Genomic DNA, 23,508 nt, shown 5'->3' with positions numbered 1-23,508 from the left:
CGATCCCGGTCGTAGGGGCGAAGGACCCTCGCGGGAGGGGCCGGTCGAGCGTCAGGGGGCGAGGCGTCGCACGAGCCAGCCCGTGGGGCCTGCGCTGTAGAGGAAGCGATCATGCAGCCGGTGCCGGCGCCCCTGCCAGAACTCGATCGTCTCCGGACGCACCCGGTATCCGCCCCAATGCGGGGGGCGGGGCACCTCGCGCGGGAACCGCGCGGCCATCATGGCCATGCGGGCCTCGAGCTCCTCCCGACCCTCGATCACCGTGCTCTGTGCCGACGCCCAGGCACCGAGCTGCGCGTCGCGCGGCCGGCTGGCGAAGTACGCGTCGGACTCGTCGTCGGGCACGATGTCCACGGGCCCCGTGACATGTACCTGCCGGTCGAGCTCCTTCCACAGGAAGACGAGCCCGGCCCACGGGTTCTCGGCGAGCTGGCGCCCCTTGCGGCTCTGCCGGTTCGTGAAGAACTGGAAGCCTTGCTCGTCGACGCCGCGCAGCAGCACGTGGCGCACCGACGGCCGGCCGGCCGCGTCCGCGGTCGCCACGGCCATCGCGTTGGGCAACGGCACCCCGGCGGTCTCCGCATCGTCGAGCCAGCGTCGGAACTGGGCGATCGGGTCGTCGAGCAGGTCGGCTCGCTCGAGCGGGCGATCCTCGTGGAAGCCCGTCGGAGCGTGCATCTGACGGGGATCGCTCATCGCCGCCATCGTACGGGCCGTGGGTGCCCCCGGCAGGATTCGAACCTGCGCACCCGGCTCCGGAGGCCGGCGCTCTATCCCCTGAGCTACGGGGGCGGCGGGGCGAGTCTAGCAACCGCCCGTTCTCCGCCGGTGTGGCGCACCGGCCGTCGGTTGGGCCGAGAGCCCTCGACCTCGCTCGGTATCCTCCACCGATGGAGGAGTCCCAGCCGCACGTGCTCGTCGCCGACGACGACCCGGTGATCGTGCGGCTGCTCGAGCTCAACTTCCGTCTCGGTGGGTTCCGGGTGTCGAGCGCCACGCGAGGCGACCGGGCGGTGGAGCGCGCGATCGAGGTGCGGCCCGACGCGATCGTGCTCGACGTGACGATGCCGGGCATCGACGGGTACGAGGTGTCCCGGCGCCTGCGTGAGGAGCACGGCATGGATCAGGTGCCCATGGTGCTCCTGACGGCCCATACCGAGGAGGAGAGCCAGGCCAGGGGCGACAGCCGAGGCATCGTCGCCTACGTGACGAAGCCGTTCGACCCCGAAGCGTTGGTCGCCACCGTGCGCGACGCGCTCACCCCCGGAGGTCCGGCGTGATCATCGAAGATGAGCTCGTCGCGCTCCTCTCGAGGGCGCTCGAGGCCGCCGCCCCCGGCCTCGGCATCGACGACGACCTGCCGACTCCGGAGCTGCTCACGCCGAAGCAGCGCGAGCACGGCGACTTCGCGACCAACGTCGCCTTGGGCCTCGCGAAGCGCGCCGGGAAGCCACCCCGCGACGTGGCGCAGGCGATCGCCGAGGCCCTCCCGCCGGCACGATTCCTGGAGAAGGCGGAGGTCGCCGGTCCCGGCTTCCTGAACCTGTTCACCACCGACGACTGGCTGCACGACGCGCTGCGCGCAGTCGTCGCGAGCGGCGACGCCTACGGCCGGGTCGAGCCCCACGGGCGCCGGGCTCAGGTGGAGTTCGTGAGCGCGAACCCCACGGGGCCGCTCACGGTCGCGCACGCGAGGAACGCGGCGATCGGCGACGCGCTCGCGCGATTGCTCGAAGCGACCGGCTGGTCGGTCGAGCGGGAGTACTACTTCAACGACGCCGGCGGACAGATGGACCGGTTCGGGGCTTCGATCGAGGCGCGGTGCCTGCAGCTCGTCGGCCGCGATGCGCAGGTGCCCGAGGACGGGTACCACGGGGCCTACATCGAGGACCTGGCGCGGGACATCCTCGAGTCGGAAGGCCCCGAGATCGCCGACCTGCCCGGCGACGAGCGGTTCCTGCGGATGCGCGCCGAAGGCGTGGCGCGGGTGCTGCGATGGATCGAGGCGACCCTCGAGCGGTTCGGCGTGCGTTTCGACGTGTACTTCCGGGAGTCGGAGCTCGCGGCGAAGGGTGAGATCGAGGCCGCCGTCGAACGGCTGCGCGACGCGGGGGTCGTCTACGACTCGGAGGGCGCGGCATGGTTCCGTTCGACCGCCTACGGCGACGATAAGGATCGGGTCGTGATCCGATCGAACGGTCAGCACACCTACTTCGGAGCGGACTGCGCCTACCTCGTCGACAAGTTCTCCCGGGGGTTCGACCGACTGCTCTACGTCTGGGGCGCCGACCACCACGGCGACGTCGTCCGGGTCAAGGGAGCTGCCGAGGCGATGGGGTACGACCCCGACGCCGTAGATCTGGTGATCTACCAATGGGTCGCGTTCCTGCGCGACGGTGAACCGGTGCCGATGGGCAAGCGCTCGGGCAACTTCATCACCCTCGACCAACTGCTCGACGAGGTCGGGGCCGATGCGGCCCGGTTCCAGCTGCTGCTGTTCTCCAACGACGCCTCGATGAACTTCGACATCGAGGCCGTGAAGCGTCAGTCGATGGACAACCCCGTGTACTACGTGCAGTACGGCCACGCCCGCATCGCGTCGATCCTGCGCAGGGCCGAGTCGGACGGCGTCGTGCTCGCCCCGATCGATGAGGCCGACCTCTCGCTGCTCACGACCGAGGCGGAGGTCGATCTCCTGCGCGGCCTCGCCGACACACCCGACCGGATCGCGTACGCCGCCGAGCTGCGAGCCCCGCATCGGGTCGCACACGCCGCGCAGGAACTGGCCGGGCGGTTCCACCGCTTCTACACGGACTGCCGGGTCGTCTCCGACGACCCCGCGCTCACGCAGGCACGCTTGTGGCTCGCGGCCGGCACGAAGCAGGTGCTGGCGAACCTGCTCGGACTGCTCGGGGTGAGCGCGCCGGCGTCGATGGAGCGCGGGGAGGACGATGCCTGAGGCCGCCCCGGCCGGTCCCTGGCCCGAGCATGCGACGTTCGACGACCGAGGACTCTTGGTCGCGGGGGTGTCCGCGACCGAGCTCGCGGGGCGGTTCGCGACCCCGCTCATCGTGATCGATGCCGCCGAGATGCGAGGGCGCTGCCGTCGCGTGTGTGCGGCGTTCCCGCGAGCCTGCTACGCGGTCAAGGCGTTCACCACCCACCCCGCGCTGCGGCTCGCGCTCGACGAGGGGCTCGACCTGCTCGCGGCAACCGGCGGCGAGGTGGAGGCATGCCTGCGGGCGGGAGCGCCGCCGTCCCGCGTGGTCTTCCACGGGAACGCGAAGACCGATGCCGAGATCGAGCTCGCCGTCAACACCGGCGTCGGGCTCGTGGTGGCCGACGGGCTCGACGAGTTGCGCCGTCTCGGCGCCGCGGCGCGTCGGCACGGGCGGGTGCAGCGGGTGCTGCTGCGGGTGGTGCCCGAGATCGACGTCGCGACCCACGAGGCGATCGCGACGGGCCACGACGCCGCGAAGTTCGGCACGTCGCTGGCCGCGGCTCCCGGCGTGTTCGGGACGGCCGCCGCGATGCCGGGCCTCGCCGTCGAGGGCGTGCACGCTCACGTCGGGTCCCAGTTGCTGGAACCGGACCCCCACCTGCGCACGATCGACACGCTCGTCGCCCTCGTCGCGGACGTGCGCCGCGAGACCGGCCTCGCGCTCGGCACGGTCGACGTCGGCGGCGGCTTCGGCGTCCGGTACGTCGGGGAGCTCGCGCCCGACCTCGAGTCCCTCGCCGCCTCGATGCGAGATCGGCTCGCAGCTGCCGCCGAGCGGCACGCGGTCGCGATGCCGACGTTGGTCGTCGAGCCCGGACGATGGCTCGTGGCGAACGCGGGCGTCACGCTCTACCGTGTCGTCGCGAGGAAGACGGTGGCCGGCGGGCGACGGTTGCTCGCGGTCGACGGCGGCATGAGCGACAACCTCCGGCCGGCCCTGTACGACGCGGCGTACGCGGTGGAGAGGGCCTCCGCGCCGGCGACCGCCCCGACCGGGGCATCGCAGGCGACGTTCACGGTGGTCGGGCGGCACTGCGAATCTGGCGACACGCTCGCCGAGGACGTCTGCCTGCCCGCGGGCACGGGGCCCGGGGACCTGATCGCCTTCGCCGCGACCGGCGCCTACACGTACTCGCTCGCGAGCACGTACAACCGGGTGGGGCGGCCCGCCGTCGTCGCGGTGCGGGAGGGGAAGGCCACGGCCTGGCTCCGGCGCGAGGACGACGCCGACCTCGATCGCCTGGAGGTGGCGAACGTCCGCGTGCCGACCCCCCCATCGCCGATCGAGGGGATCACCGTGCGGCCCGCCCGCCCGCGGGACGCACGTTCGTATCTCGCGTTCTGGACAGCGGTCGTTGAGGAAGGACGGCACGTACGCACCGAGCGCGTCACCGGCACGCCGCGGACCTACCGTCGACGGTTCCGGCGATCGTGGACCGAGCGGGAGGCACAGATCGTCGCCGTCGACCCCGGGGACCGCGTTGTCGGGCACGTCTACATCCAACGCGAGGCCCACCCGGTGACGCGGCACGTCGCGACGCTCGGCATCGCCGTCTCGGCGGAGGCCCGGGGTCATGGGGTGGGGACCGCCCTGATGGCCGAGGCGCTGCGATGGGCACGCTCGGTCGGCGTCGACAAGATCGTGCTCTCGGTCTACCCGCACAACCGGAGTGCGATCGCCCTGTACCGCAAGTTCGGGTTCGTCGAGGAAGGGAGGCTCGCGCGGCACTCGCGCAAGTCCTACGGTGACGAGGACGAGATACTGATGGCGGCCTGGATCGGCGGCCGGGGCGACGCCTCCGTCGAGGACCGTGGGCCGGGGGACGAGGCATGAGCGAACGCACGATCCGCATCGGCATGCTGGGGTGCGGCACCGTCGGCGCCGCGACGATCAGGTTGCTGCTCGAGCACGCCGACGACATCGCGATGCGGGCGGGCTGCCGCATCGCCGTGACGAGGGTCGCCGTGCGTGATCCGGGCCGGGAGCGCGACGTGCCGCTGCCATCGGAAGCGTTCACGACCGACGCGGTCTCGATCGTCGACGACCCCGAGGTCGACGTCGTCTGCGAGGTGTTCGGCGGGGTCGAGCCGGCGCGGGCCCTGTTGCTGCGCGCCCTCGCGAACGGGAAGTCGGTGGTCACCGCCAACAAGGAGCTCCTGGCCACCGAGGGGAAGGACCTCTTCGACGCCGCCGATGCCGCCGGGCTCGACCTGCTGTTCGAGGCGTCGGTCGCCGGCGGCATCCCGCTGATCCGTCCGCTGAAGGAGTCGCTCGCCGGCGAACGCGTGGGGCGCATGCTCGGCATCGTGAACGGCACCACGAACCACATCCTCACGCAGATGAGCGAGCACGGTTCCTCGTTCGAGGAGGCGCTCGCCGAGGCGCAGCGCCTCGGGTACGCGGAGGCCGACCCGACCGCCGATATCGAGGGGTTCGACGCCGCGGCCAAGTGCGCGATCCTCGCCTCGATCGCCTTCAACTCCCGCGTGGTCGCGAGCGACGTCTACCGGGAGGGCATCGCCGGCATCACGTCGCTCGACATCGCCGACGCGCGGCGCATGGGGTACGTCGTGAAGCTGCTCGCGATCGCGGAGCTCGACGAGGGTGAGATCTCCGCGCGAGTGCACCCGGCGATGATCCCCGAGGCCCACCCGCTCGCCGCGGTGCGCGACGCGTTCAACGCCGTCTTCGTGGAGGGCGAGAAGGTCGGCCAGCTGATGTTCTACGGGCGCGGCGCCGGCGGCGACCCCACCGCGACCGCCGTCGTCGGCGACCTCGTGACGGCCGCCCGCAACCGGGCGACCGGTGGCCGCGCGATGGGATGCACGTGCGTGCTCGAGCGCCGCATCCGGCCGATGGACGACACGCAGGGGCAGTACTACCTGAACCTGCACGTGGCGGATCGCCCCGGCGTGCTCGCCGAGATCGCCGGGGATTTCGGACACAACGGCGTCTCGATCGAGCGCGTGTGGCAGGAGGGTGCGGGCGACGAGGCGACCCTCGTGTTCATCACCCACCGAGCCCAGGAGGGCGCGCTGCAGAAGACGCTGCAGGAGCTCCGCGAGTCCCCGGCCGTGCGTTCGGTGGCGAGCGTGCTGCGGGTCGAGGGGGAAGAGCCGTGAGCGCCGGCCCCCCGAAGCGGGAACCGGACTCGGGCGCCCATCAGTGGCGCGGGGTGATCGAGGAGTACCGTGACCGGCTTCCCGTCGCCGACGACACGCCGGTCATCACCCTGCGTGAGGGCGGTACCCCGCTCGTGCGCTCGGTTCCCCTCAGCGACGAGACCGGCTGTGAGGTCTGGCTCAAGTACGACGGCGCGAATCCGACCGGGTCGTTCAAGGACCGCGGGATGACGCTCGCGATCTCCAAGGCGCTCGAGGAAGGCGCGAAGGCCGTCGTCTGCGCCTCGACGGGCAACACGAGCGCGTCGGCGGCCGCCTACGCGGCCAAGGGGGGCCTGACGTGCGCGGTGCTGGTGCCCAAGGGGAAGGTCGCGATCGGCAAGATGGCCCAGACCCTCGTCCACGGGGCCCGGGTGCTCGAGGTCGAGGGCAACTTCGACGACTCACTCGAGCTCGCGAAGGACCTCGCGGAGCGGTTCCCCGTCACGCTCGTGAACAGCGTCAACCCCTACCGGCTGCAGGGCCAGAAGACCTGTGCGTTCGAGATCGTCGACGCGCTCGGCGGGGCACCCGACCTGCACTGCGTGCCGGTCGGCAACGCCGGCAACATCTCGAGCCACTGGATGGGGTACTCGGAGTACCTCGTCGACGGTGTCATCGCCGAGCCGCCACGGTTGATGGGGTTCCAGGCGCAGGGCGCCGCGCCGATCGTGCTCGGTGAGCCGGTCCGCGATCCGCAGACGATCGCGACGGCGATCCGCATCGGCAATCCGGCGTCGTGGGACAAGGCCGTCGCCGCCGCGAGGGAGTCCGAGGGGGCGATCGGCGCCGTCACGGATCGCGAGATCCTGGGCGCCTACCGTCGGGTGGCGCGTGAGGGCCTGTTCGCCGAGCCGGCGAGCGCCGCCAGCGTCGCCGGCCTCCTGCGCCTGCACGCCGAGGGGGAGCTGCCGCGCGGTGCGACCGTCGTCTGCATCCTGACCGGTCACGGGCTGAAAGACCCTGAGTGGGCGATCGCGGGCGCGGCGCATCCGTCAGCCGTGCCACCCGACGCCGGGGCGGTCGCCGCCGAGCTCGGGCTGTAGCGCGCCGGCCCCGCGATAGGCTCCGACGATGCGAGTGACGGTGCGCGTCCCCGCGACCTCGGCCAACCTCGGTCCCGGCTTCGACTGCCTCGGGTTGGCGCTCGACTGGTGCAACGAGGTGACGGTCGACACCGAGGCGGACCCTGGGGTGGGGTGGACCGGCGAGGGGGCCGACGAGCTCGCCGTCGACGGGTCCGACCTGATCCGCGCCACGATGCGGCGAGTGGCCGGCGACCGAGCGTTGCCGTCGTTCGGGCTGCACGGGCTCAACCGCATCCCGCTCGCCCGCGGTCTCGGGTCCTCGTCGGCCGCCGTGGTCGCAGGGGTCGTGGCGGTGCTGGCGCTGCTCGGTGACGAGCCGTCGCCGCGCCGGGTGTTCACTCACGCGGCGTCGATCGAGGGACACCCCGACAACGCCGCACCGGCCTGCTTCGGCGGCTTCACGATCGCCGTGGGAGACGGTCTCGTGCGACGACTCGACCCTCACCCGGACCTGCGACCGGTACTGCTGGTGCCCGATCACGTTCGCCTGCCCACCGACGAGGCCCGCGCCGCGCTGCCCGACCCCGTGGGGCGGGCCGACGCCGTCTTCAACGTCGCCCACGCGGCGCTCGCCGTGGCGGCGTTCACGGTCGACCCGGCGCTGCTCGGTGAGGCGATGCGCGACCGCCTGCACCAAGACGTCAGGCTGGCATTGGTTCCATCCGTCCGCGGGGTCTTCGACGCGGTGCGGGACGTGGGCGTCCCGGTGTGCGTGTCCGGCGCCGGCCCCACGCTGCTCGCGTTCCCGGGCGAGGATCGCGACCTGCCCGTTCCTGCGTCCGGCTGGCGAGTGCTGCCGCTCGCGCTCCGCGCGACCGGCTTCCAACTCGAACGCGCCTGATCGTCGTCAGATCGCGCAGGCGCCGGTGCCGACCGAGGCGGTCAGGGAATCCGGATCCGCGAGCATCGGGAGGATCTCGCTCGAGACGATCGCGTATCCCACGTCCGCGTCGGCCACCGAGCTCGCGAACACCAGCCCCGCGACCCGGCCGCTCGCGAGCACGAACGGACCGCCGCTGTTCCCCCGTCGGATCGACGCCTGCACCTCGTAGACCCGCCGCGGCACCTGACCCTCGCCGTAGATGTTGCGGCCCACCGGCTCGATCACCGATCGGACCGCGGCATCCTCCGCCTCGAGCTCGCCGCCGCCCGGGTAGCCGAGCACGGCGCCGACATCGCCGCGCTCGGCCTCGCCGTGCAATAAGGGGAGCGGTGCGAGCGTCAGCCCGCGCGCTCGCAACACGGCGACGTCGAGGTCGGAGTCGAAGGCGACCACGGTGGCCGGGATGCGGGTGCCACCGAACTGCACCCACTGCTCGGTCGTGCCCGCGACGACGTGCGCGTTCGTGAGCACGAGGCCGTCGTCGACGACGAACCCGCTGCCCTGATTCACGAATCCCCGGTCGCAGCCGCTGCCGAGAACCTCGACGGTCGAGCTCTGCGCCGCGGTCGCCGCCGCTCGAGCCTGCGCACCGTTCGGTGGTTGGACGGGTGCCGCAGGTTCCTCCGGGAGACGGATGAACACGTCGGGGAACCCGAGCAACGCCAGCAGCTGTCTGGCCTCGCCCACCAGCGAGGGTGGAGGCGGCAGGGCGGAGTCGAGCCTGCGCACGATCTCGGAGTCGCGGAGTCCCCTCGACAGCACGGGGAACGGGCCCTCTGCGAAGTTGAGTGCGAGGAACCACGTCGCGAGGACGAGGGCGATCGCGGAGAGCAACGAGCCGCCGACGGCGTCGACCCTGCGCAGGGGCGTTTCCTGCGTCCGGCGCCGCAGCCGGCTCCCGGCCGCCCAGCCGAGCATGTTGCCGACCGCACCTGCGACCAGCACCGTACCGAGCACGAGTGCCACGGCCGAGGCGGGCGAGCCGGCGACCCGGGCGACCCGGGGCGCGAGCATCACACCCACGATCACTCCGGCGATGAGCCCGGTGATGCCGATCACCTGCAGCAGGGCACCCCGCCGGTATCCCGAGTACAGGGCTCCCGCGAGCATCGCCACCAAGAGCACGTCGAGCCACGTCATGGGCGGGTATCGTCGCACGTCGTCGACGCCGATGCCGGTGATCGTCGGCGGCAGGTGTCGAGCCGTTCACGCGAGCGACCCGCCGCCCATTAGACTGGCATCATCCGTGGTCACCATCGCCCACATCTCGGACCCGCATGTCGGCTCGCAGTTCTTCGTGCCCAACCTGATGAACCGCGTGATCGCCGAGCTCAACGAGATGCGTCCCGACGTCGTCGTCGTCAGCGGCGACCTCACCGCCGAGGGCTATCGGCAGGAATACAAGAACTGGGTCGCCTACGCCGAGCGCATCCAGGCTCCGATGATCACGGTGCCCGGCAACCACGACTCCCGCAACGTCGGCTACCTGCATTTCGAGGACCTGATCGGCCCGCGCATGTGGTCGCACGACGTCGAGGGCGTTCGGATCGTCGGCGTGGATTCCAGCGAGCCCGACCTCAACGAGGGCAAGGTGGGCAGGGTGCACTACGACTGGATCCGCCGGCAGTTCGAGGAGCCCGCCACGCTCAAGGTGTTCGTGTTGCACCATCACCTGCTGCCGATCCCCGGCACCGGCCGCGAGCGCAGCACGGTGATGGACGCCGGCGACCTGCTCGAGGTGCTGATCCACGCGGGCGTGCAAGTGGTGCTCTCGGGTCACAAGCACGTCCCGTACGTGTGGCGGCTCGAGGACATGTACGTCGCCAACGCCGGCACGGTCTCGTCGCTGCGCGTCCGCGGTTACACGAAACCCTGCTACAACGTGTTGGAATTCGACGACGGGCAGGTGCGCATCCTGCGGCGATTCCCGTTCGGTGAGAGCCACGTGATGGCGCACTTCTCGCTCACCGGCGACCAGCTCCACCGGGAGCACGAGCAGTCGATCGAGGATCGCACGGTGCCGGTCGGCGACTAGCGGACGGTCCGAGTTCCGCAGATCCTCAGCTCCTTCGAAGGAGGCGATCCCACCGATGCGAACCGTCGTGCTCGTGGACGGCGAGCACTATCCCCCCGTCACGCGATGGGGCATCGAGACCGCGACCGAGCGGGGCCACGAGGTCGTGGGGGCGGTCTTCGTGGGGGGCATCGAGAAGATCGATCCGCGATCGCTGCCCGATGTGGGTGTTCCCACCAGGGCGGCCGGGGACGATCGCATGGCGGCGCTTGCGGACGCGATCGATGCCTGGCGGCCCGAGGTCGTGCTCGACCTTTCCGACGAGCCGGTCCTCGGATACCGGGAACGCATGGAGCTTGCCGCCGTGGCGTTGACGCGTGGGGTGCGGTACACGGGCGCGGACTTCGAGCTCAGACCGCCGCAGGACGGACCCCCGCTCGACGCACCCACCCTCGCGGTGATCGGCACCGGTAAGCGCACGGGGAAGACCGCGATCAGTGGCGAGGTTGCTCGGCTGGCGGCCAGGCGGGGCGACGATCCGGTCGTCGTGGCGATGGGCCGGGGTGGGCCGGCGGAGCCCCAGGTGGCCGAGGCCGGGAGCGTGCATCTCGATCGTCTGATCGAGCTCGTGCGATCGGGCCAGCATGCGGCCTCTGATTATCTGGAAGACGCGCTCACGACCGGCGTCACCACGATCGGGACCCGCCGGGCGGGCGGTGGCCTCGCCGGGGCGCCGTACGCCTCCAACCTGCGAGCGGCCGCGGAGCTCGCGGTCGCGCGCCGTCCCGGAGTGATCGTGCTCGAGGGGAGCGGGGCGGCCGTGCCCCCCGTCCCGTGGGACGCCGGCGTGCTCGTGGTGCCGGCGGGCGCCCCGGCAGAGTACCTGGGCGGTTACCTCGGCCCGTACCGGCTGTTGCGATCCGACCTGGTCGTTGTTACCATGGCTGCTGGCCCGCTCGCCGGGCCCGAGAATCTCTCCGCGCTGCGATCCCACGTCCTCCGGTTCCTCGATGAGTCGCAGTTGTTGATCACCGACTTCGTCCCGGTTCCGTTGGCCGAAGTACAGGATGCGCGGGTGTTCTTCGCTACCACCGCCCCCGGCGGTATCGCCGCCCGACAGGTCGAGCACCTGCGGGAGGCATCCGGATGCGAGGTGGTGGGGTGGAGCGCACGGTTGGCCGATCGGGCCGGCCTCGCGGAGGACCTCGACGCAGCCCAAGGGTACGACGTCCTCCTCACGGAGCTGAAGGCCGCCGCCGTCGACATCGGCGTCGAGCGGGCCCTCGCCCGGGGGGCGGAGGTCGTGTTCGTGGACAACCGTGCCGTGGTCGTGGAGGGGTCGACCGACCTCGACACCGCCCTGGGTGAGGTGATCGACCTCGCCCGAGAGCGAGGCAGTCATCGGGGGAAACGTTGAGCCAACCGATGGAACCGAGAGAGCCCAAGACGCCGCACATCGTCATCACCGATCGTGAGCCCGGCCTGCCTTTCTCCAAGGGCCTGATGGCTTCGCAAGTCATGGTCACGGGGTTGTCGCCTTACCGCGCGTACCAGGTGGCCGAGGCGATCGAGGATCGGCTGCGGGATCAAGGGCTCGCGTCGGTGACCTCCGACGAGCTGTCAGATCTCGCGCTCGCCGTGATCGGCGAGATCGCGGGAGAGCGATACGCGAAGAACTTCATCCGCTGGCGAGAGGTCGAGCGACTCGACGTGCCACTCGTGATCCTGATCGGCGGCACGACCGGCGTCGGTAAGTCGACGATCGCGACGCAGCTGGCCGCTCGACTGGGCATCGTGCGCGTGGTTGCGACCGATGCGATCCGCGAGGTGATGCGCTCGATGCTCTCCTCGGAACTGATGCCGACGTTGCACACGTCGTCCTTCCACGCGGATCAGGCGCTCCGCGAGCCGCCGGGCACGTCGTCCGACGCGCTGCTGCTGGGGTTCCGGGAGCAGACGGCGGCGGTGGCGGTGGGCATCAACGCCCTGATCGAGCGGGCGGCCCTCGAAGGCACGAGCATCGTGATCGAGGGCGCCCACATCGTGCCGGGGTTCCTCGACCTCGAATCGCATCGCGACCGGATCCTGGCGGTGCCGTTCGTCCTCGGCGTCGAGGACGAGGGGCGTCACCTCTCGCACTTCGCCACCCGCGAGGGTGCCGTGGCCTCGCGGCCCGCCGAGCGGTATGCGGCCGGGTTCGAGAACATCCGCCGACTGCAGCGGTACGTGAAGAGCCAGGCCCTGTCGCACGGCGTGCCGGTGTTGCCGAACTACAGCTTCGACCAGGCGATCGCCGCCGTGATGGACCTGGTGATGGAGCACACCACACAGCGAGCGTCCGAGATCCGTGACGTCGCGGACACGACCGCCGACCTGCCGATCACCGTCGACGACGGTGCCGAACACCCGGCGGACGATCAGCCGGTCGCCGAACACCCAGTCGCAGAACACCCAGTCGCAGAACACCCAGTCGCAGGAGGACAGACCGCATGAAGTTGTTCCTCGACACCGCTGACATCGAGGAGATCCGCGAGATCAACCGGTGGGGCGTGCTGTCGGGCGTCACGACGAACCCATCGCTCGTGGCCCGTGAGGGCCAGGATCCCGACATCGTCTGGAAGGAGATCCTCGAGACCGTCCCCGGCGACATCTCGCTGGAGACCACGGCGACCGAGGCCGACGCGATGTACGAGGAAGGGCTCGTGCTCGCCCAGAAGGCGCCCAACGCCGTCGTCAAGGTCCCGATGTCGGCCGAGGGGCTGGCAGCCGGCAAGCGGCTCGTGAGCGACGCCATCAAGGTCAACGTGACGCTCGTGTTCTCGCCCGCCCAGGCGATCCTCGCCGCCGAGATCGGGGCGTACATCGTGTCGCCGTTCCTCGGCCGCCTCGACGACGTGGCGAGCGACGGCATGGGCGTGCTGCGCGCGATCACCGAGATCTACGAGGTGCAGGGCTACGAGACGAACGTGCTCGCCGCCTCGCTGCGACACCCGATGCACGTCGTGGAGTCGGCCCTGGCGGGCGCCGACATCGCCACGATGCCGTTCGACGTCTTCGCGAAGCTCGTGAAGCACCCGCTCACCGACCTCGGCCTGGAGAAGTTCCTGGCCGACTGGCAGACGCTCCAGAACGACCTGAAGGGAGAGGCATAGCCTCATGGACACCACGACCGACCGAAGCGCTCTCGAACAGAAGCTCATCCCGGAGCTGCAGCGCATCGCCCAGGAGATGGGCATCGAGGGCACCCAGCGCCTGCGGAAGGCCGGCCTGATCGACGCGATCGTCGCCCAGGGCGGCAACGGGGCCGGTGAGGGCGCCGCGAGCCCAGCGCAGGGGGCGGTGGCCGTCGCGGAGCGCACCGCGGCCGACGAGCTGGCCTCGGCGACCGACACGGCAGAAGGCGCTGAGGCCGGGGGAGCCGAACGCGGGGTCGCCGACGCCGGCCGTGACCGCTCGGGCGACGAGGACGGTGATCGCGACGAGGACCGCGGCCGCGGCCACGATCGGAGCGGCGATGGCGACCGTGGCCGGAACCAGGACCGAAGCCAGAACCAGGACCGAAACCAGAACCAGGACCGTAGCCAGAACCAGGGCGGTGACCGCAACCAGAACCAGGGCGGCAGCCAGGAGCGGAATCGCCGGCAGCGTCCGTCCCGCGAGGACCGTCGTCGCATGCGGGAGGAGCGCCGGCTTCGAGAGGAGCAGGAGCGCGCCGAGGAGATGAAGAACGCCCCGACGCAGACGGGCATCCTCGACCTGCTGCCCGACGGGTACGGGTTCCTTCGCACGTCGGGCTACGCACCCGGGTCCGAGGACATCTACGTCTCGGTCTCGCAGGTGCGCAAGGCATCGTTGCGCAAGGGCGACGTGGTCGCGGGCAAGGTCCGCCGGCCGCGCGACAACGAGAAGTACCTCGCGCTGCTCGACGTCGAGACCGTGAACGGGGTCGATCCCGAACAGTCGAAGCAACGGCCGAACTTCGACAAGCTCACCCCGCTCTTCCCCGACGAGCGGTTCCGGCTCGAGTCGGGTCCGACCGCCGTGACCGAGCGGATCATCGACATGATCGCGCCGATCGGCAAGGGCCAGCGCGGCATGGTGGTGTCGCCGCCCAAGGCCGGCAAGACCACGATCTTGAAGCAGATCGCGAACGGCATCCTCAACTCGAACCCCGAGGTGCATCTGATCGTGCTGCTGGTCGACGAGCGACCGGAGGAGGTCACCGACTGGCAGCGCACGGTGACGGCCGCCGAGGTCGTGTTCTCGACGTTCGACAAGCCGACCGACCAGCACATCCAGATCACCGAGCTGGTGCTCGAGCGCGCCAAGCGCCTCGCGGAGTCGAAGCAGGACGTCGTGATCATGCTCGACAACCTCACGCGACTCGCCCGTGCCTACAACCTCGGCATGCCGGCGAGCGGCAAGATCCTTTCCGGCGGCATCGACGCCTCGGCCCTCTACCCGCCCCGCCGCTTCTTCGGAGCCGCGCGCAACATCGAGGAGGGCGGATCGATCACGATCATCGCGAGCGCGCTCGTCGAGACCGGGTCGCGCATGGACGACGGCATCTTCGAGGAGTTCAAGGGCACCGGGAACATGGAGCTCCGCCTCGACCGTCAGCTCGCGGAGAAGCGCATCTTCCCTGCGATCAACGTCGACGCCTCGAGCACCCGGAAGGAGGAGCTGCTTCTTCCACCCGAGGAGCTCGCGCTCGTGATCAAGTTGCGTCGCGTGCTGCACGCGCTCGACCCGGGTGCAGCGCTCGAGCTGCTCACCGACAAGATCCGTGCGACGAAGTCGAACGAGCAGTTCCTGAAGGAGATCGCCAAGAGCGGGAGCTGAGATCGTCCCGGTCGCGCAGGGAATAGCCGGGCGTTGGAACCGGTGCGAGGTACCCTCGAGCGGTCAGCGAAGGAGACGCATACAGATGAAGCAGGGCATCCACCCCGACTACCAGATCGCGAACGTCCACTGCTCGTGCGGGAACACGTTCCAGACCCGCTCGACCGTGGGTGAGATCCGCGCCGAGATCTGTTCGAACTGCCACCCCTTCTACACGGGGAAGCAGAAGCTCGTCGACACCGGCGGACGGGTCGAGCGGTTCCAGCGGCGCTACGCGAAGACGCAGGCTGCGCAGCAGGCAGCGCAGAAGAGCTAGTCGCGAGTGGCAGACGATCCGGCGGCCTCGCCGTCGCCCGCACCGCACCTCTACGGCGGCCAGGCCGTCGTCGAGGGAGTCATGATGCGAGGCGCGCGCCATTGGGCGGTCGCGGTGCGCCGGCCCGCCGGCGACATCCACCTGGAGTCGCACGACATCCGCTCGGTGGCCGACCGGCACCCGGTCCTGCGCAAGCCGTTGCTCCGGGGCGTGATCGTGCTCGGACAGTCGCTCGCGATCGGCATGCGGGCGCTGATGGTCGCCGCGAACCAGTCGGTCGACGACGACGAGCAGCTGACTTCGAGGCAGATCGGCGTCTCACTCGCGATCGCGATGGTGCTGTTCATCGGCGTGTTCATCCTCGGTCCGACCACCCTGTTCACGTGGGTCGAGACCAGACTGGGTGGCGGTGTCCCGTTGCTCATCGCCGAGGGCGTGTTCCGCGTGCTGCTCTTCGTCGGCTACCTCTGGCTGATCGGTCGCACGAAGGACATCCACCGGGTCTTCGAGTATCACGGCGCCGAGCACAAGACGATCGCGGCGTACGAGCACGACGACGAGCTCGTGCCCGGGAAGGTGGATCGATACCCGAAGGAGCACGTGCGCTGCGGCACGAACTTCCTGATCATCGTGATGATCATCACGATCTTCGTCTTCACGTTGTTCGGCACGCCCGGCCTCGTGTGGCGCATCGTCTCGAGGATCGTGGCGATCCCGATCATCGCCGGCGTGGCCTACGAGGCGCTGCGGTTGGGCGCACGGTTCCACGGGTCGCTCGTGATGCGAGCGCTGATGGCGCCGGGGATCTGGCTGCAGAAGATCACGACGCAGGAACCCGACGACTCGCAGATCGAGGTGGCGATCGCCTCGTTCGGCGAGGTGTTGCGTCGCGAGGACGAGGCGGCCGACGCAGCGGGATGACGATTGCATCGCCGGTCTCGTTTCCGCAAGATGCACGAGGTGGCCCGAGTGGCCATCCGGCAGGGGGTGTGATCCGCGGTGTCCACGGGTGAGACGGGACTCCCGCTCGTGGCGAGCGGCGAGCAGATCAGGCAGTGGGAGTTCGCGACGGTCCGTCGCGGATACGACCCGAACCAGGTCCGCGCGTACCTCGTGGCTCTCGCCGCCCACGTCGAGGGGCTCGAGCGTACGCTCGCCGACGCCCGTGGTCGCATCGCCGAGCTCGAGACCGCGCCCCCCGAGCCCGCCGACGTCGCCTACGAGCGCCTGTCGAAGCGCTTCGCGGGCGTGCTGGCCTCGGCCGACACCGAGGCGGAGCAGATCGTCGAGCAGGCACGAGACGAGGCGGCCCGCATCAAGGCCGAGGCCCAGGCGCGAGCCGAGGAGGTCCGCATCCGCAGCTCGCAGTCGGTGGTCGCCGCCCAGCAGGAATCCGACCGCATGCTCGCGAACTTGTCTGAGCGGCGGGAGGCCATGCTGCGCCAGCTCCACGAGATGCAGTCGCGCCTGCTCTCGGTCGCCGACGATCTCGAGGTCGCGATCCAGCCGTCGTCCACGCCGCCTCCGGAACCACTCGTCTCCCCGGGTGAAGGGATGGACACGCCGGTGACCGAGCCGGCCGAACCACCGGCGGATCCAGGAGCGCCGCCCCCGACGCCCGGACCCCGGGACGAGACCACGTCGCTGCCGATCGAGGAGCTCTGGGTCGCGACCGAGTCGCCGCCGCCCCACCCCGACTCGGGGCTCGCCCGGTTGTTCGACGAACCGGCGTCCGACGAGGCTGAGTTCCCGGACCTCCCCGACCTGAGCGACCTCGATCTCGATCTCGACGACGAGCCGGGCGGCGGACGCTAGCCGTCGACGATCGCCCGGCTCGTTCGGGCGATCGGCACGCCCCCTGGGATGATCGAGGACGTGAGCGACAATCTCGACACACGCCTCGAGGAGATCCAGGCCCGGCACGACCGGGTCTCCGCCGAGATGGCCGAGCCCGGCGTGGCCACCGATCCCGACCGATTCCGTTCGCTCGGGAAGGCGTTCGCCGAACTCCAGGAGATCGTGGTGCCCTACCGCGCGTACCGTGAGGCGGTGCAGCAAGCCACCGACGCCCGTGAGCTGGCCGCGCACGAGAGTGAACCGGAGATGGTCGCGTTCCTCGAGGACGAGGCCGCGCAGGCTGAGGAGCGCGCGCAACAACTCCGCTCGCGGCTCGGAACCCTCCTCGTTCCCAAGGATCCGAACGACGGCAAGGACGTGATCGTCGAGATCAGGGCAGGGGCCGGCGGTCAGGAAGCGGCGCTGTGGGCCGGCGAGCTCTACGAGATGTACCACCGGCTCGCGGAGCGCCATCGCTGGAAGACCGACACCCTCTCGAGCTCACCCAGCGACCTCGGCGGCTTCAAGGACGCCGTGCTCGAGGTACGCGGTCGCGATGCGTACGGCCGGCTCAAGCACGAGTCGGGCGTGCATCGCGTGCAACGCGTGCCGGTGACCGAATCGTCGGGGCGCATCCACACGTCGACCGCCACGATCGCCGTGCTCCCCGAGGCGGAGGAGGTCGAGGTGGAGATCCGCCCCGAGGATCTGCTGATCGACGTGTACCGGTCGAGTGGACCGGGCGGGCAGTCGGTCAATACCACCGATTCCGCGGTGCGCATCGTGCACGTGCCGACCGGCATCAAGATCGAGTGTCAGGAGGAGCGGTCGCAGCTGCAGAACCGTGAGAAGGCGATGCGCTACCTTCGTGCCCGACTGCTGCAGCGGGCGCAGGAGGAAGCCGCGGCCAAGGAGGCGGCTGCCCGCCGGTCGCAGCTCGGCTCGGGTGATCGCGCCGAGAAGATTCGCACCTACAACTTCCCCGACGGCAGGGTGACCGATCACCGCATCAAGCACACCTCGCACCAGCTCGCCGACGTGCTCGCCGGCGGCGAGGAGCTCGACGACTTCATCGATCGCCTCAACGCGGTCGAGCGCTCCCAGCAGCTGGCCGAGGGAGGCGAGGAGGAGCCGGCGTGAGGCCCTCGGAGGCGGTTCGGCGAGGAGCCGATTACCTGGAGCGTCACGACGTCGACGCGTCGCTGTCCACGGCCGAGCAGCTGCTCGCCGGCGTGCTCGGCACCGATCGCTCCGGGGTCTACGCACGCGAGGAACCGTTGCGGAACGCGGAGGCGAGGTCCTACGGCCGGGCGCTGTGCCGGCGGTGCACGGGCGTGCCGACCCAACACCTCACGGGGGAAACCGGCTTCCGACACCTGGTCCTGACCGTGCGCCCCGGCGTGTTCGTCCCGCGGCCGGAGACCGAGATCGTCGTCGATGCCGCGGTCGAGGCTCTGCCGGTGACGCCCGGCCCGCTGGTCGTCGACGTCGGCACGGGGGCCGGGGCGATCGCTCTCTCGCTGAAGCGGGAGCGCCCGGACGCGCGCGTGATCGCCGTCGATCGATCGCCCGAGGCTCTCGCGTTGACCGAGGAGAACGCCGCTCGAACCGGGCTGGAGATCGAGGTTCGCGCGAGCGACCTCCTCACGGCCCTCGACCCTTCCTCGACCGTCCCGATCGACCTCGTGGTCAGCAATCCGCCCTACGTCGAGGAGGGCGAATACGCCGCGCTGCCGGCGGAGGTGCGAGCGGATCCCGTGGAGGCGCTGGTGGGCGGGGTCGAGGTGTACGCGACGCTGTTCGAGCAGGCGTCGACCCGTCTGCGCGAGGGCGGCGTGGTCGTGGTCGAGATCGGGGAGCGGCAGGCGGCCGCGGTCGGCGAGAAGGCCCGTGAAGCGGGGGCGGCCGACGTCGTCGTCCTTCCCGACCTGGCGGGGCGCGACCGGGTGATCGTCGCGACGTGGCCGTGACGCCCGACCCGGTCGCCGAGGCCGTCGAGGCGGCGTTGGCCGGCCTCCTGGTGGTGTTCCCCACCGACACGGTCTACGGCGTCGCCACCCGCCCGGACGATCCCGAGGCGACCGCGCGACTCTTCGCGGCCAAGGGAAGGGTCCGTGACCTCACCCTGCCGGTGCTCGTCCCATCCGCCGCCGCGGCGCGGACGGTGGCCGAGCTGGACGCTCGGGCCGAGGCCCTGGTGGAGACCTTCTGGCCAGGGGCGCTGACGATCGTGCTGCCGCGTTCGAGGGTGAGCGCGCCGTGGGACCTCGGCGGTGACGGGTCGAGCGTCGGCGTCCGGATGCCGGCGCACCCGCTCGCCCGAGCGGTGCTCTCCGCGGCCGGCCCGCTCGCGGTGACGAGCGCGAACCGATCCGGTCAGCCGCCAGCCACCACCTGTGACGCGCTGCGGTCGGTGTTCGGCGACCTCGTCGATGTCTACCTCTGCGAGGAACGCCCACTGGAGGGCACATCGTCCACCGTGGTGGACCTGGCGCACGGCGTCCCTCGCCTGCTCCGCCGAGGCGACTTGAGCGCCGACGACATCGCGCGATTTCTGCCCGTCGGGGACGCGCTGCTAGACTCGCGCCCCTCTCCATGACCTCGATCCTGGTCGTCTGTACGGGCAACATCTGCCGTTCCCCCATCGCGGAGGGACTGTTGCGTGATGCCCTGGTCGCGCGGTTCGGCGCCGAGGCGCCGACCGTGGCATCGGCCGGCACGTGGGGGGTCGAGGGGTCGGCGGCCACCGCCGAGGCCGTGACCGCGGCGTCAGAGCGGGGCACCGACATCGCCGGACACCGGGCCCGCCGTCTCGCATCGGTTGCGATCACCGACGCCGATCTCGTGATCGCGATGGCGGGCGAGCATCGCGTCGCGCTCACCGACGAGCATGCCGCGGGGGACCGCGCGTTCACGCTCAAGGAGCTCGTCCGCTTGCTCGAGTCGCTGCCTCCGGTGCCCCCGGACGCGGGTCCAGACGCCCTGGTCGGTCGCGTCTCCCTGGCGGCCGAGGCCAGGCGGGCGGGGTTCACGGGGAACCCGTTCGACGAGGACGTGGCCGACCCCTTGGGACTCCCGCTTCAGAGCTACCGGGCGATCGCGTGGGAGCTCGACGAGTGGATCGGGAGGCTGGTCGACGGCCTCTACGGCGCGGCGACGGTGCCGGCGGCCAGCGAGGGCTGAGCGATGCGCATCGCGATGGGCAGCGATCACGCAGGCTTCCTCCTCAAGGAGGACATCAAGTCGTTCCTCGTCGGCGAGGGGCACGAGGTCGTGGATCACGGCACCGACTCGGAGAAGCCGGTCGACTACCCCGCCTTCATCGCCGCCGCCGCCCATGCCGTCGGGAACGGGGAATGCGAGCGGGGCATCGTGATGGGCGGGTCGGGTCAGGGGGAGCAGATCGCCGCGAACAAGGTGCACGGCGTGCGTGCCGCGTTGTGTCACGACCTGTTCCTCGCGGAGTTGTCACGCAGGCACAACGACGCCAACGTGCTGAGCATGGGTGGACGGGTGGTCGCACCGGCCTACGCGCGCGAGATCGTGCGGGTGTGGCTCGCGACCGGGTTCGAGGGCGGCCGGCACGTGCTGCGCCTGGAGCAGATCGCATCGATCGAGCGAGGGGAGCTGTAGCCATGAGCCAAGGAGCGAAGGGGCGGGAGTACGCGGCCGACTGGGAGGCGCTGAAGGCCACCGACCCCGAGGTCGCCGCGGCGATCGCGGGCGAGCTCGAGCGCGAGCGGACGGAACTGCGGCTGATCGCGTCGGAGAACTACGCGAGCCCGGCCGTGCTCGCGGCGATCGGCTCGACGATGAACAACAAGTACGCCGAGGGGTACCCGGGTCGCCGCTACTACGGGGGCTGCGAGTTCGTCGACGTGACCGAGCAGCTCGCGATCGACCGGGCGAAGGAGCTGTTCGGCGCCGATCACGCGAACGTGCAGCCTCATGCGGGCGCGCAGGCCAACATGGCGGTCTTCGGTGCGTTCCTCACGCCGAACGATCCGAGCGAGAAGGTGCTCGGCCTGGTGCTCGCGCACGGCGGTCACCTCACCCACGGATCACCCGTGAACGTGAGTGGCATGTGGTTCAACTTCGTCGGCTACGAGGTCGATCGCGAGACCGAGCAGCTCGACATGGATCGGATCCGCGACCTCGCGAAGGAGCACCGCCCGAAGATCGTGCTCGCCGGATTCACCGCGTACCCTCGCGAGATCGACTTCGCGGCGTTCAGATCGATCGCCGATGAGGTCGGCGCCCTGTTGTGGGTCGACGCGAGCCACTTCATCGGCCTCGTCGCCGGCGGTGCCTACCCGTCGCCGGTGCCGCACGCCGACGTCGTGACGTTCACCACGCACAAGGCGCTGCGCGGGCCGCGGGGCGCGATGATCCTGACCAAGGAGGAGCACGCCAAGGCGATCGACAAGGCGGTGTTCCCGATGATGCAGGGCGGGCCGCTCGAGCACTGCATCGCGGGAAAGGCCGTGGCCCTCAAGGAAGCGTCCACGCCTGCGTTCCGCGAGTACGCGGAACGCACCGTGCGGGATGCGCGGGCGCTCGCCGCGGGGCTGACCGACGAGGGTCTGCGCATCGTCTCCGGCGGCACCGACTCGCACCTTCTCCTCGCCGACCTGCGCCCGCTCGGCATCGACGGGAAGGTCGCCGAGACGGCCTGCGACGAGGTCGGCATCGCCCTCAATAAGAACCAGATCCCGTTCGACCCGAACCCCCCCTCGACGCCTTCGGGGGTCCGGGTGGGCACGCCGGGCCCGTCGACCCTCGGCATGGACGAGCCGGAGATGCGCGAGATCGCCAGCATCATGGCCGACGTGCTGAACGCCCCCGACGACGCGGGCCTCAAGGAGAAGGCCCGCGGGCGTGTACGGGACCTGATGCAGCGCTTCCCCGTTTACCCGTAGCGGTGTCGCGTGGCCTCGACGGGGCCGGTTGCCGGGCGTGCGACCGGGCCCTCAGACTGGCCCCAGCGTGAGCGCCTACCTGATCATCTTCCTCGCGGCCGCGGGGACGACGTTCGTGGCCACGCCCGTCGTTCGGCGCATGGCCGTGCGCATGGGCGCGATCTCCGAGCCGAACGACCGCACGGTACACGCGGTGCCCACCCCCACGATGGGGGGGCTCGCGATGTACGGGGGCTTCCTGGTGGCCATGGGCATCGCGTTGGTGCTGCCGTTCTTCGCCGAGGTGCGACGAGGCAGCCCGATCCCCTTGGCGGCGATCGCGACGTGCACGCTGATGGTCGGGCTCGGTTTAATCGATGATCGGCGGGGCACGAGCGCGCTCGCGAAGTTCACGGCGCAGGTCTTCATCGCGGGCGTGCTCGTGCTGATGGGTGCCGCGCTCGCGTTCTTCTGGATCCCCGGGCTCGGCGTGGTCGTGCTCGACCCCGACCTCGGGGTTCCCCTCACGATTCTGTGGGTCGTGGCCGTCGCGAACGCGGTCAACCTCGTCGACGGCCTCGACGGGCTCGCCGCCGGCATGATCGCGATCGCGGCCGCGGCCTTCTTCGTCTACGTGATCCGCACGGAGAACATGTTCGGCGACGCCTCGGCGGCCGCGATGCTCTCGGCGATCACGGTCGGGATCTGCCTCGGGTTCCTGCCATGGAACTTCTACCCGGCCAAGATCTTCATGGGGGACTCCGGCTCGCTGCTGCTCGGCATGCTGTTGTCGATCGCGACGATCAGCGGCATCGGCCGCAACCCGTTCCCACCGAGCGCCGGCGACATCGCCGCGATCACCGGCGCGGTGCTCGTGCCGCTGCTCGTGCTGTTCATCCCGCTGCTCGACGTGGTGCTCGCGATCGCCCGCCGCACGTGGCGCGGGCAGGGCATCGGCCATGCCGACAAGGAGCACATCCACCACCGGCTCATGGACATCGGCCACAGCCACCGGCGGGCCGTGCTGCTGATGTACCTGTGGAGTTCGCTGATCAGCGCGAGCGCGCTCGCGGTGGGGTTGATCGACGGGCGCACGACCGTAGGCCTGGTGTTGCTGGCGGCTCTCGGACTGTTCCTCGTCACGGCGCTCCCCGCCCTCGATCGCTGGAGGAGCAGGGGCGAAGGGTCCGCCGATGCTGCCGAGGGCCGGGACCCCACGCCGACCGGGTCGGAGCCGTCGGCCGAGGGTCAGGCGTGAGGGGTGGGCCGCGCGGCCAGGTTGACGAGCCGGGTCCTCCCCACTTGTCCGTTCCGTACAAGTGGTCGATGATGCATCTCCGAACCCGCGGGTTCCTGGCTACGTACTGACAGGTGATGATGCCCGCCGCCTCGACGCGCTGCGTCGGGGGGGAGGCCGAGGAGGGGGAGCGCGTGCCGAACGAGATCGACGTTCGCGTGGAACGCGTCA

23 protein-coding genes and 1 tRNA gene are annotated in these 23,508 nt (G+C 70.6%); 21 read left to right on the top strand and 3 right to left on the bottom strand.

The window, feature by feature from the left end; all coding sequences use genetic code 11:
* Positions 1–51 precede the first annotated feature (51 nt).
* Together pdxH and VFI59_17200 are read right to left on the bottom strand one after the other, a co-directional pair.
* Complete coding sequence (gene pdxH / locus VFI59_17205) at positions 52–705, bottom strand: pyridoxamine 5'-phosphate oxidase (protein ID HET6715436.1); 654 nt, start codon at positions 703–705, stop codon at positions 52–54.
* 15 nt (positions 706–720) lie between these two features.
* Positions 721–792 (bottom strand) — tRNA-Arg (locus VFI59_17200).
* Between the two features lie 98 nt (positions 793–890).
* Between VFI59_17200 and VFI59_17195 the strand changes: the two genes are divergently transcribed.
* The 6 genes from VFI59_17195 to thrB are packed head-to-tail and all read left to right on the top strand — an operon-like array spanning position 891 to position 8,092.
* Complete coding sequence (locus VFI59_17195; GenBank protein HET6715435.1) at positions 891–1,280, top strand: response regulator; 390 nt, start codon at positions 891–893, stop codon at positions 1,278–1,280.
* Complete coding sequence (gene argS, locus VFI59_17190) at positions 1,277–2,959, top strand: arginine--tRNA ligase (protein ID HET6715434.1); 1,683 nt, start codon at positions 1,277–1,279, stop codon at positions 2,957–2,959. The genes VFI59_17195 and argS overlap by 4 nt, the downstream gene beginning before the upstream one ends.
* Positions 2,952–4,835, top strand: coding sequence for a diaminopimelate decarboxylase (gene lysA / locus VFI59_17185; protein HET6715433.1), 1,884 nt, complete (start codon positions 2,952–2,954; stop codon positions 4,833–4,835). Before argS ends, lysA begins: the two co-directional genes overlap by 8 nt.
* Complete coding sequence (locus tag VFI59_17180; protein HET6715432.1) at positions 4,832–6,124, top strand: homoserine dehydrogenase; 1,293 nt, start codon at positions 4,832–4,834, stop codon at positions 6,122–6,124. Before lysA ends, VFI59_17180 begins: the two co-directional genes overlap by 4 nt.
* Positions 6,121–7,209 carry a threonine synthase gene (thrC, locus tag VFI59_17175; protein ID HET6715431.1) on the top strand — a complete coding sequence of 363 codons (1,089 nt, stop codon included), beginning with the start codon at positions 6,121–6,123 and terminating at the stop codon, positions 7,207–7,209. Before VFI59_17180 ends, thrC begins: the two co-directional genes overlap by 4 nt.
* A 28-nt stretch (positions 7,210–7,237) precedes the next feature.
* The gene (gene thrB / locus VFI59_17170) at positions 7,238–8,092 is read left to right on the top strand and encodes a homoserine kinase (GenBank protein HET6715430.1); all 855 of its coding nucleotides are present in this window, start codon (positions 7,238–7,240) and stop codon (positions 8,090–8,092) included.
* A 6-nt stretch (positions 8,093–8,098) separates the two neighbouring features.
* Here the strand turns inward: thrB and VFI59_17165 are convergent, their stop codons facing one another.
* The gene (locus VFI59_17165) at positions 8,099–9,274 is read right to left on the bottom strand and encodes a MarP family serine protease (GenBank protein HET6715429.1); all 1,176 of its coding nucleotides are present in this window, start codon (positions 9,272–9,274) and stop codon (positions 8,099–8,101) included.
* Between the two features lie 106 nt (positions 9,275–9,380).
* On the opposite strand from VFI59_17165, the gene VFI59_17160 reads away from it, so the two are divergent.
* The 15 genes from VFI59_17160 to VFI59_17090 all read left to right on the top strand — a co-directional run bounded on the left by VFI59_17160 (position 9,381) and on the right by VFI59_17090 (position 23,298).
* A complete protein-coding gene (locus VFI59_17160; protein ID HET6715428.1) occupies positions 9,381–10,169 on the top strand; it encodes a metallophosphoesterase in 789 nt (262 codons plus the stop codon).
* A gap of 55 nt (positions 10,170–10,224) precedes the next feature.
* Entirely contained in the window at positions 10,225–11,565 is a 1,341-nt protein-coding gene (locus tag VFI59_17155; GenBank protein HET6715427.1) for a cyclic 2,3-diphosphoglycerate synthetase, read from the top strand.
* A gap of 8 nt (positions 11,566–11,573) precedes the next feature.
* Positions 11,574–12,641: a hypothetical protein gene (locus VFI59_17150; protein ID HET6715426.1), complete on the top strand. Its 1,068-nt coding sequence runs from the start codon at positions 11,574–11,576 to the stop codon at positions 12,639–12,641.
* On the top strand, positions 12,638–13,300 hold the full coding sequence (gene fsa / locus VFI59_17145; GenBank protein ID HET6715425.1) for a fructose-6-phosphate aldolase: 663 nt from the start codon (positions 12,638–12,640) through the stop codon (positions 13,298–13,300). Before VFI59_17150 ends, fsa begins: the two co-directional genes overlap by 4 nt.
* A 4-nt stretch (positions 13,301–13,304) precedes the next feature.
* Complete coding sequence (rho, locus tag VFI59_17140; GenBank protein HET6715424.1) at positions 13,305–14,990, top strand: transcription termination factor Rho; 1,686 nt, start codon at positions 13,305–13,307, stop codon at positions 14,988–14,990.
* Positions 14,991–15,075: 85 nt separating this feature from the next.
* On the top strand, positions 15,076–15,306 hold the full coding sequence (rpmE, locus tag VFI59_17135; protein ID HET6715423.1) for a 50S ribosomal protein L31: 231 nt from the start codon (positions 15,076–15,078) through the stop codon (positions 15,304–15,306).
* A 6-nt stretch (positions 15,307–15,312) separates the two neighbouring features.
* Positions 15,313–16,227, top strand: a complete 915-nt coding sequence (locus VFI59_17130; GenBank protein ID HET6715422.1) for a DUF1385 domain-containing protein — start codon at positions 15,313–15,315, stop codon at positions 16,225–16,227.
* A 78-nt stretch (positions 16,228–16,305) separates the two neighbouring features.
* Complete coding sequence (locus VFI59_17125) at positions 16,306–17,121, top strand: DivIVA domain-containing protein (GenBank protein HET6715421.1); 816 nt, start codon at positions 16,306–16,308, stop codon at positions 17,119–17,121.
* A 60-nt stretch (positions 17,122–17,181) separates the two neighbouring features.
* Positions 17,182–18,282 carry a peptide chain release factor 1 gene (gene prfA, locus VFI59_17120; protein ID HET6715420.1) on the top strand — a complete coding sequence of 367 codons (1,101 nt, stop codon included), beginning with the start codon at positions 17,182–17,184 and terminating at the stop codon, positions 18,280–18,282.
* Positions 18,279–19,112 (top strand): peptide chain release factor N(5)-glutamine methyltransferase, encoded by an 834-nt coding sequence (gene prmC / locus VFI59_17115; GenBank protein HET6715419.1) that lies wholly within the window; start codon positions 18,279–18,281, stop codon positions 19,110–19,112. Before prfA ends, prmC begins: the two co-directional genes overlap by 4 nt.
* Entirely contained in the window at positions 19,103–19,741 is a 639-nt protein-coding gene (locus VFI59_17110; GenBank protein HET6715418.1) for an L-threonylcarbamoyladenylate synthase, read from the top strand. Before prmC ends, VFI59_17110 begins: the two co-directional genes overlap by 10 nt.
* The gene (locus VFI59_17105) at positions 19,738–20,325 is read left to right on the top strand and encodes a protein-tyrosine-phosphatase (protein ID HET6715417.1); all 588 of its coding nucleotides are present in this window, start codon (positions 19,738–19,740) and stop codon (positions 20,323–20,325) included. Before VFI59_17110 ends, VFI59_17105 begins: the two co-directional genes overlap by 4 nt.
* A 3-nt stretch (positions 20,326–20,328) precedes the next feature.
* Complete coding sequence (gene rpiB, locus VFI59_17100) at positions 20,329–20,775, top strand: ribose 5-phosphate isomerase B (GenBank protein HET6715416.1); 447 nt, start codon at positions 20,329–20,331, stop codon at positions 20,773–20,775.
* 2 nt (positions 20,776–20,777) lie between these two features.
* A complete protein-coding gene (glyA, locus tag VFI59_17095) occupies positions 20,778–22,061 on the top strand; it encodes a serine hydroxymethyltransferase (protein ID HET6715415.1) in 1,284 nt (427 codons plus the stop codon).
* 67 nt (positions 22,062–22,128) lie between these two features.
* Positions 22,129–23,298 carry an MraY family glycosyltransferase gene (locus tag VFI59_17090; protein ID HET6715414.1) on the top strand — a complete coding sequence of 390 codons (1,170 nt, stop codon included), beginning with the start codon at positions 22,129–22,131 and terminating at the stop codon, positions 23,296–23,298.
* The last annotated feature ends 210 nt before the right edge of the window (positions 23,299–23,508 follow it).

Source organism: Actinomycetota bacterium (assembly GCA_035697485.1).
Taxonomy (GTDB): domain Bacteria; phylum Actinomycetota; class UBA4738; order UBA4738; family HRBIN12; genus JAOUEA01.
The sequence above is the reverse complement of the archived record's forward strand: the minus strand, read 5'-3'. Positions and strand labels throughout refer to the sequence as shown.

What these genes read in the sequence shown, in the direction of transcription:
- glyA (HET6715415.1), top strand. Translation starts at nt 20,778, where the DNA reads ATGAGCCAAGGAGCGAAGGGGCGGGAGTACGCGGCCGACTGGGAGGCG.
- VFI59_17180 (HET6715432.1), top strand. Translation starts at nt 4,832, where the DNA reads ATGAGCGAACGCACGATCCGCATCGGCATGCTGGGGTGCGGCACCGTC.
- rho (HET6715424.1), top strand. Translation starts at nt 13,305, where the DNA reads ATGGACACCACGACCGACCGAAGCGCTCTCGAACAGAAGCTCATCCCG.
- fsa (HET6715425.1), top strand. Translation starts at nt 12,638, where the DNA reads ATGAAGTTGTTCCTCGACACCGCTGACATCGAGGAGATCCGCGAGATC.
- VFI59_17165 (HET6715429.1), bottom strand. Translation starts at nt 9,274, where the DNA reads ATGACGTGGCTCGACGTGCTCTTGGTGGCGATGCTCGCGGGAGCCCTG.
- VFI59_17155 (HET6715427.1), top strand. Translation starts at nt 10,225, where the DNA reads ATGCGAACCGTCGTGCTCGTGGACGGCGAGCACTATCCCCCCGTCACG.
- rpmE (HET6715423.1), top strand. Translation starts at nt 15,076, where the DNA reads ATGAAGCAGGGCATCCACCCCGACTACCAGATCGCGAACGTCCACTGC.
- VFI59_17150 (HET6715426.1), top strand. Translation starts at nt 11,574, where the DNA reads ATGGAACCGAGAGAGCCCAAGACGCCGCACATCGTCATCACCGATCGT.
- lysA (HET6715433.1), top strand. Translation starts at nt 2,952, where the DNA reads ATGCCTGAGGCCGCCCCGGCCGGTCCCTGGCCCGAGCATGCGACGTTC.
- VFI59_17105 (HET6715417.1), top strand. Translation starts at nt 19,738, where the DNA reads ATGACCTCGATCCTGGTCGTCTGTACGGGCAACATCTGCCGTTCCCCC.
- VFI59_17195 (HET6715435.1), top strand. Translation starts at nt 891, where the DNA reads ATGGAGGAGTCCCAGCCGCACGTGCTCGTCGCCGACGACGACCCGGTG.
- rpiB (HET6715416.1), top strand. Translation starts at nt 20,329, where the DNA reads ATGCGCATCGCGATGGGCAGCGATCACGCAGGCTTCCTCCTCAAGGAG.
- pdxH (HET6715436.1), bottom strand. Translation starts at nt 705, where the DNA reads ATGGCGGCGATGAGCGATCCCCGTCAGATGCACGCTCCGACGGGCTTC.
- thrB (HET6715430.1), top strand. Translation starts at nt 7,238, where the DNA reads ATGCGAGTGACGGTGCGCGTCCCCGCGACCTCGGCCAACCTCGGTCCC.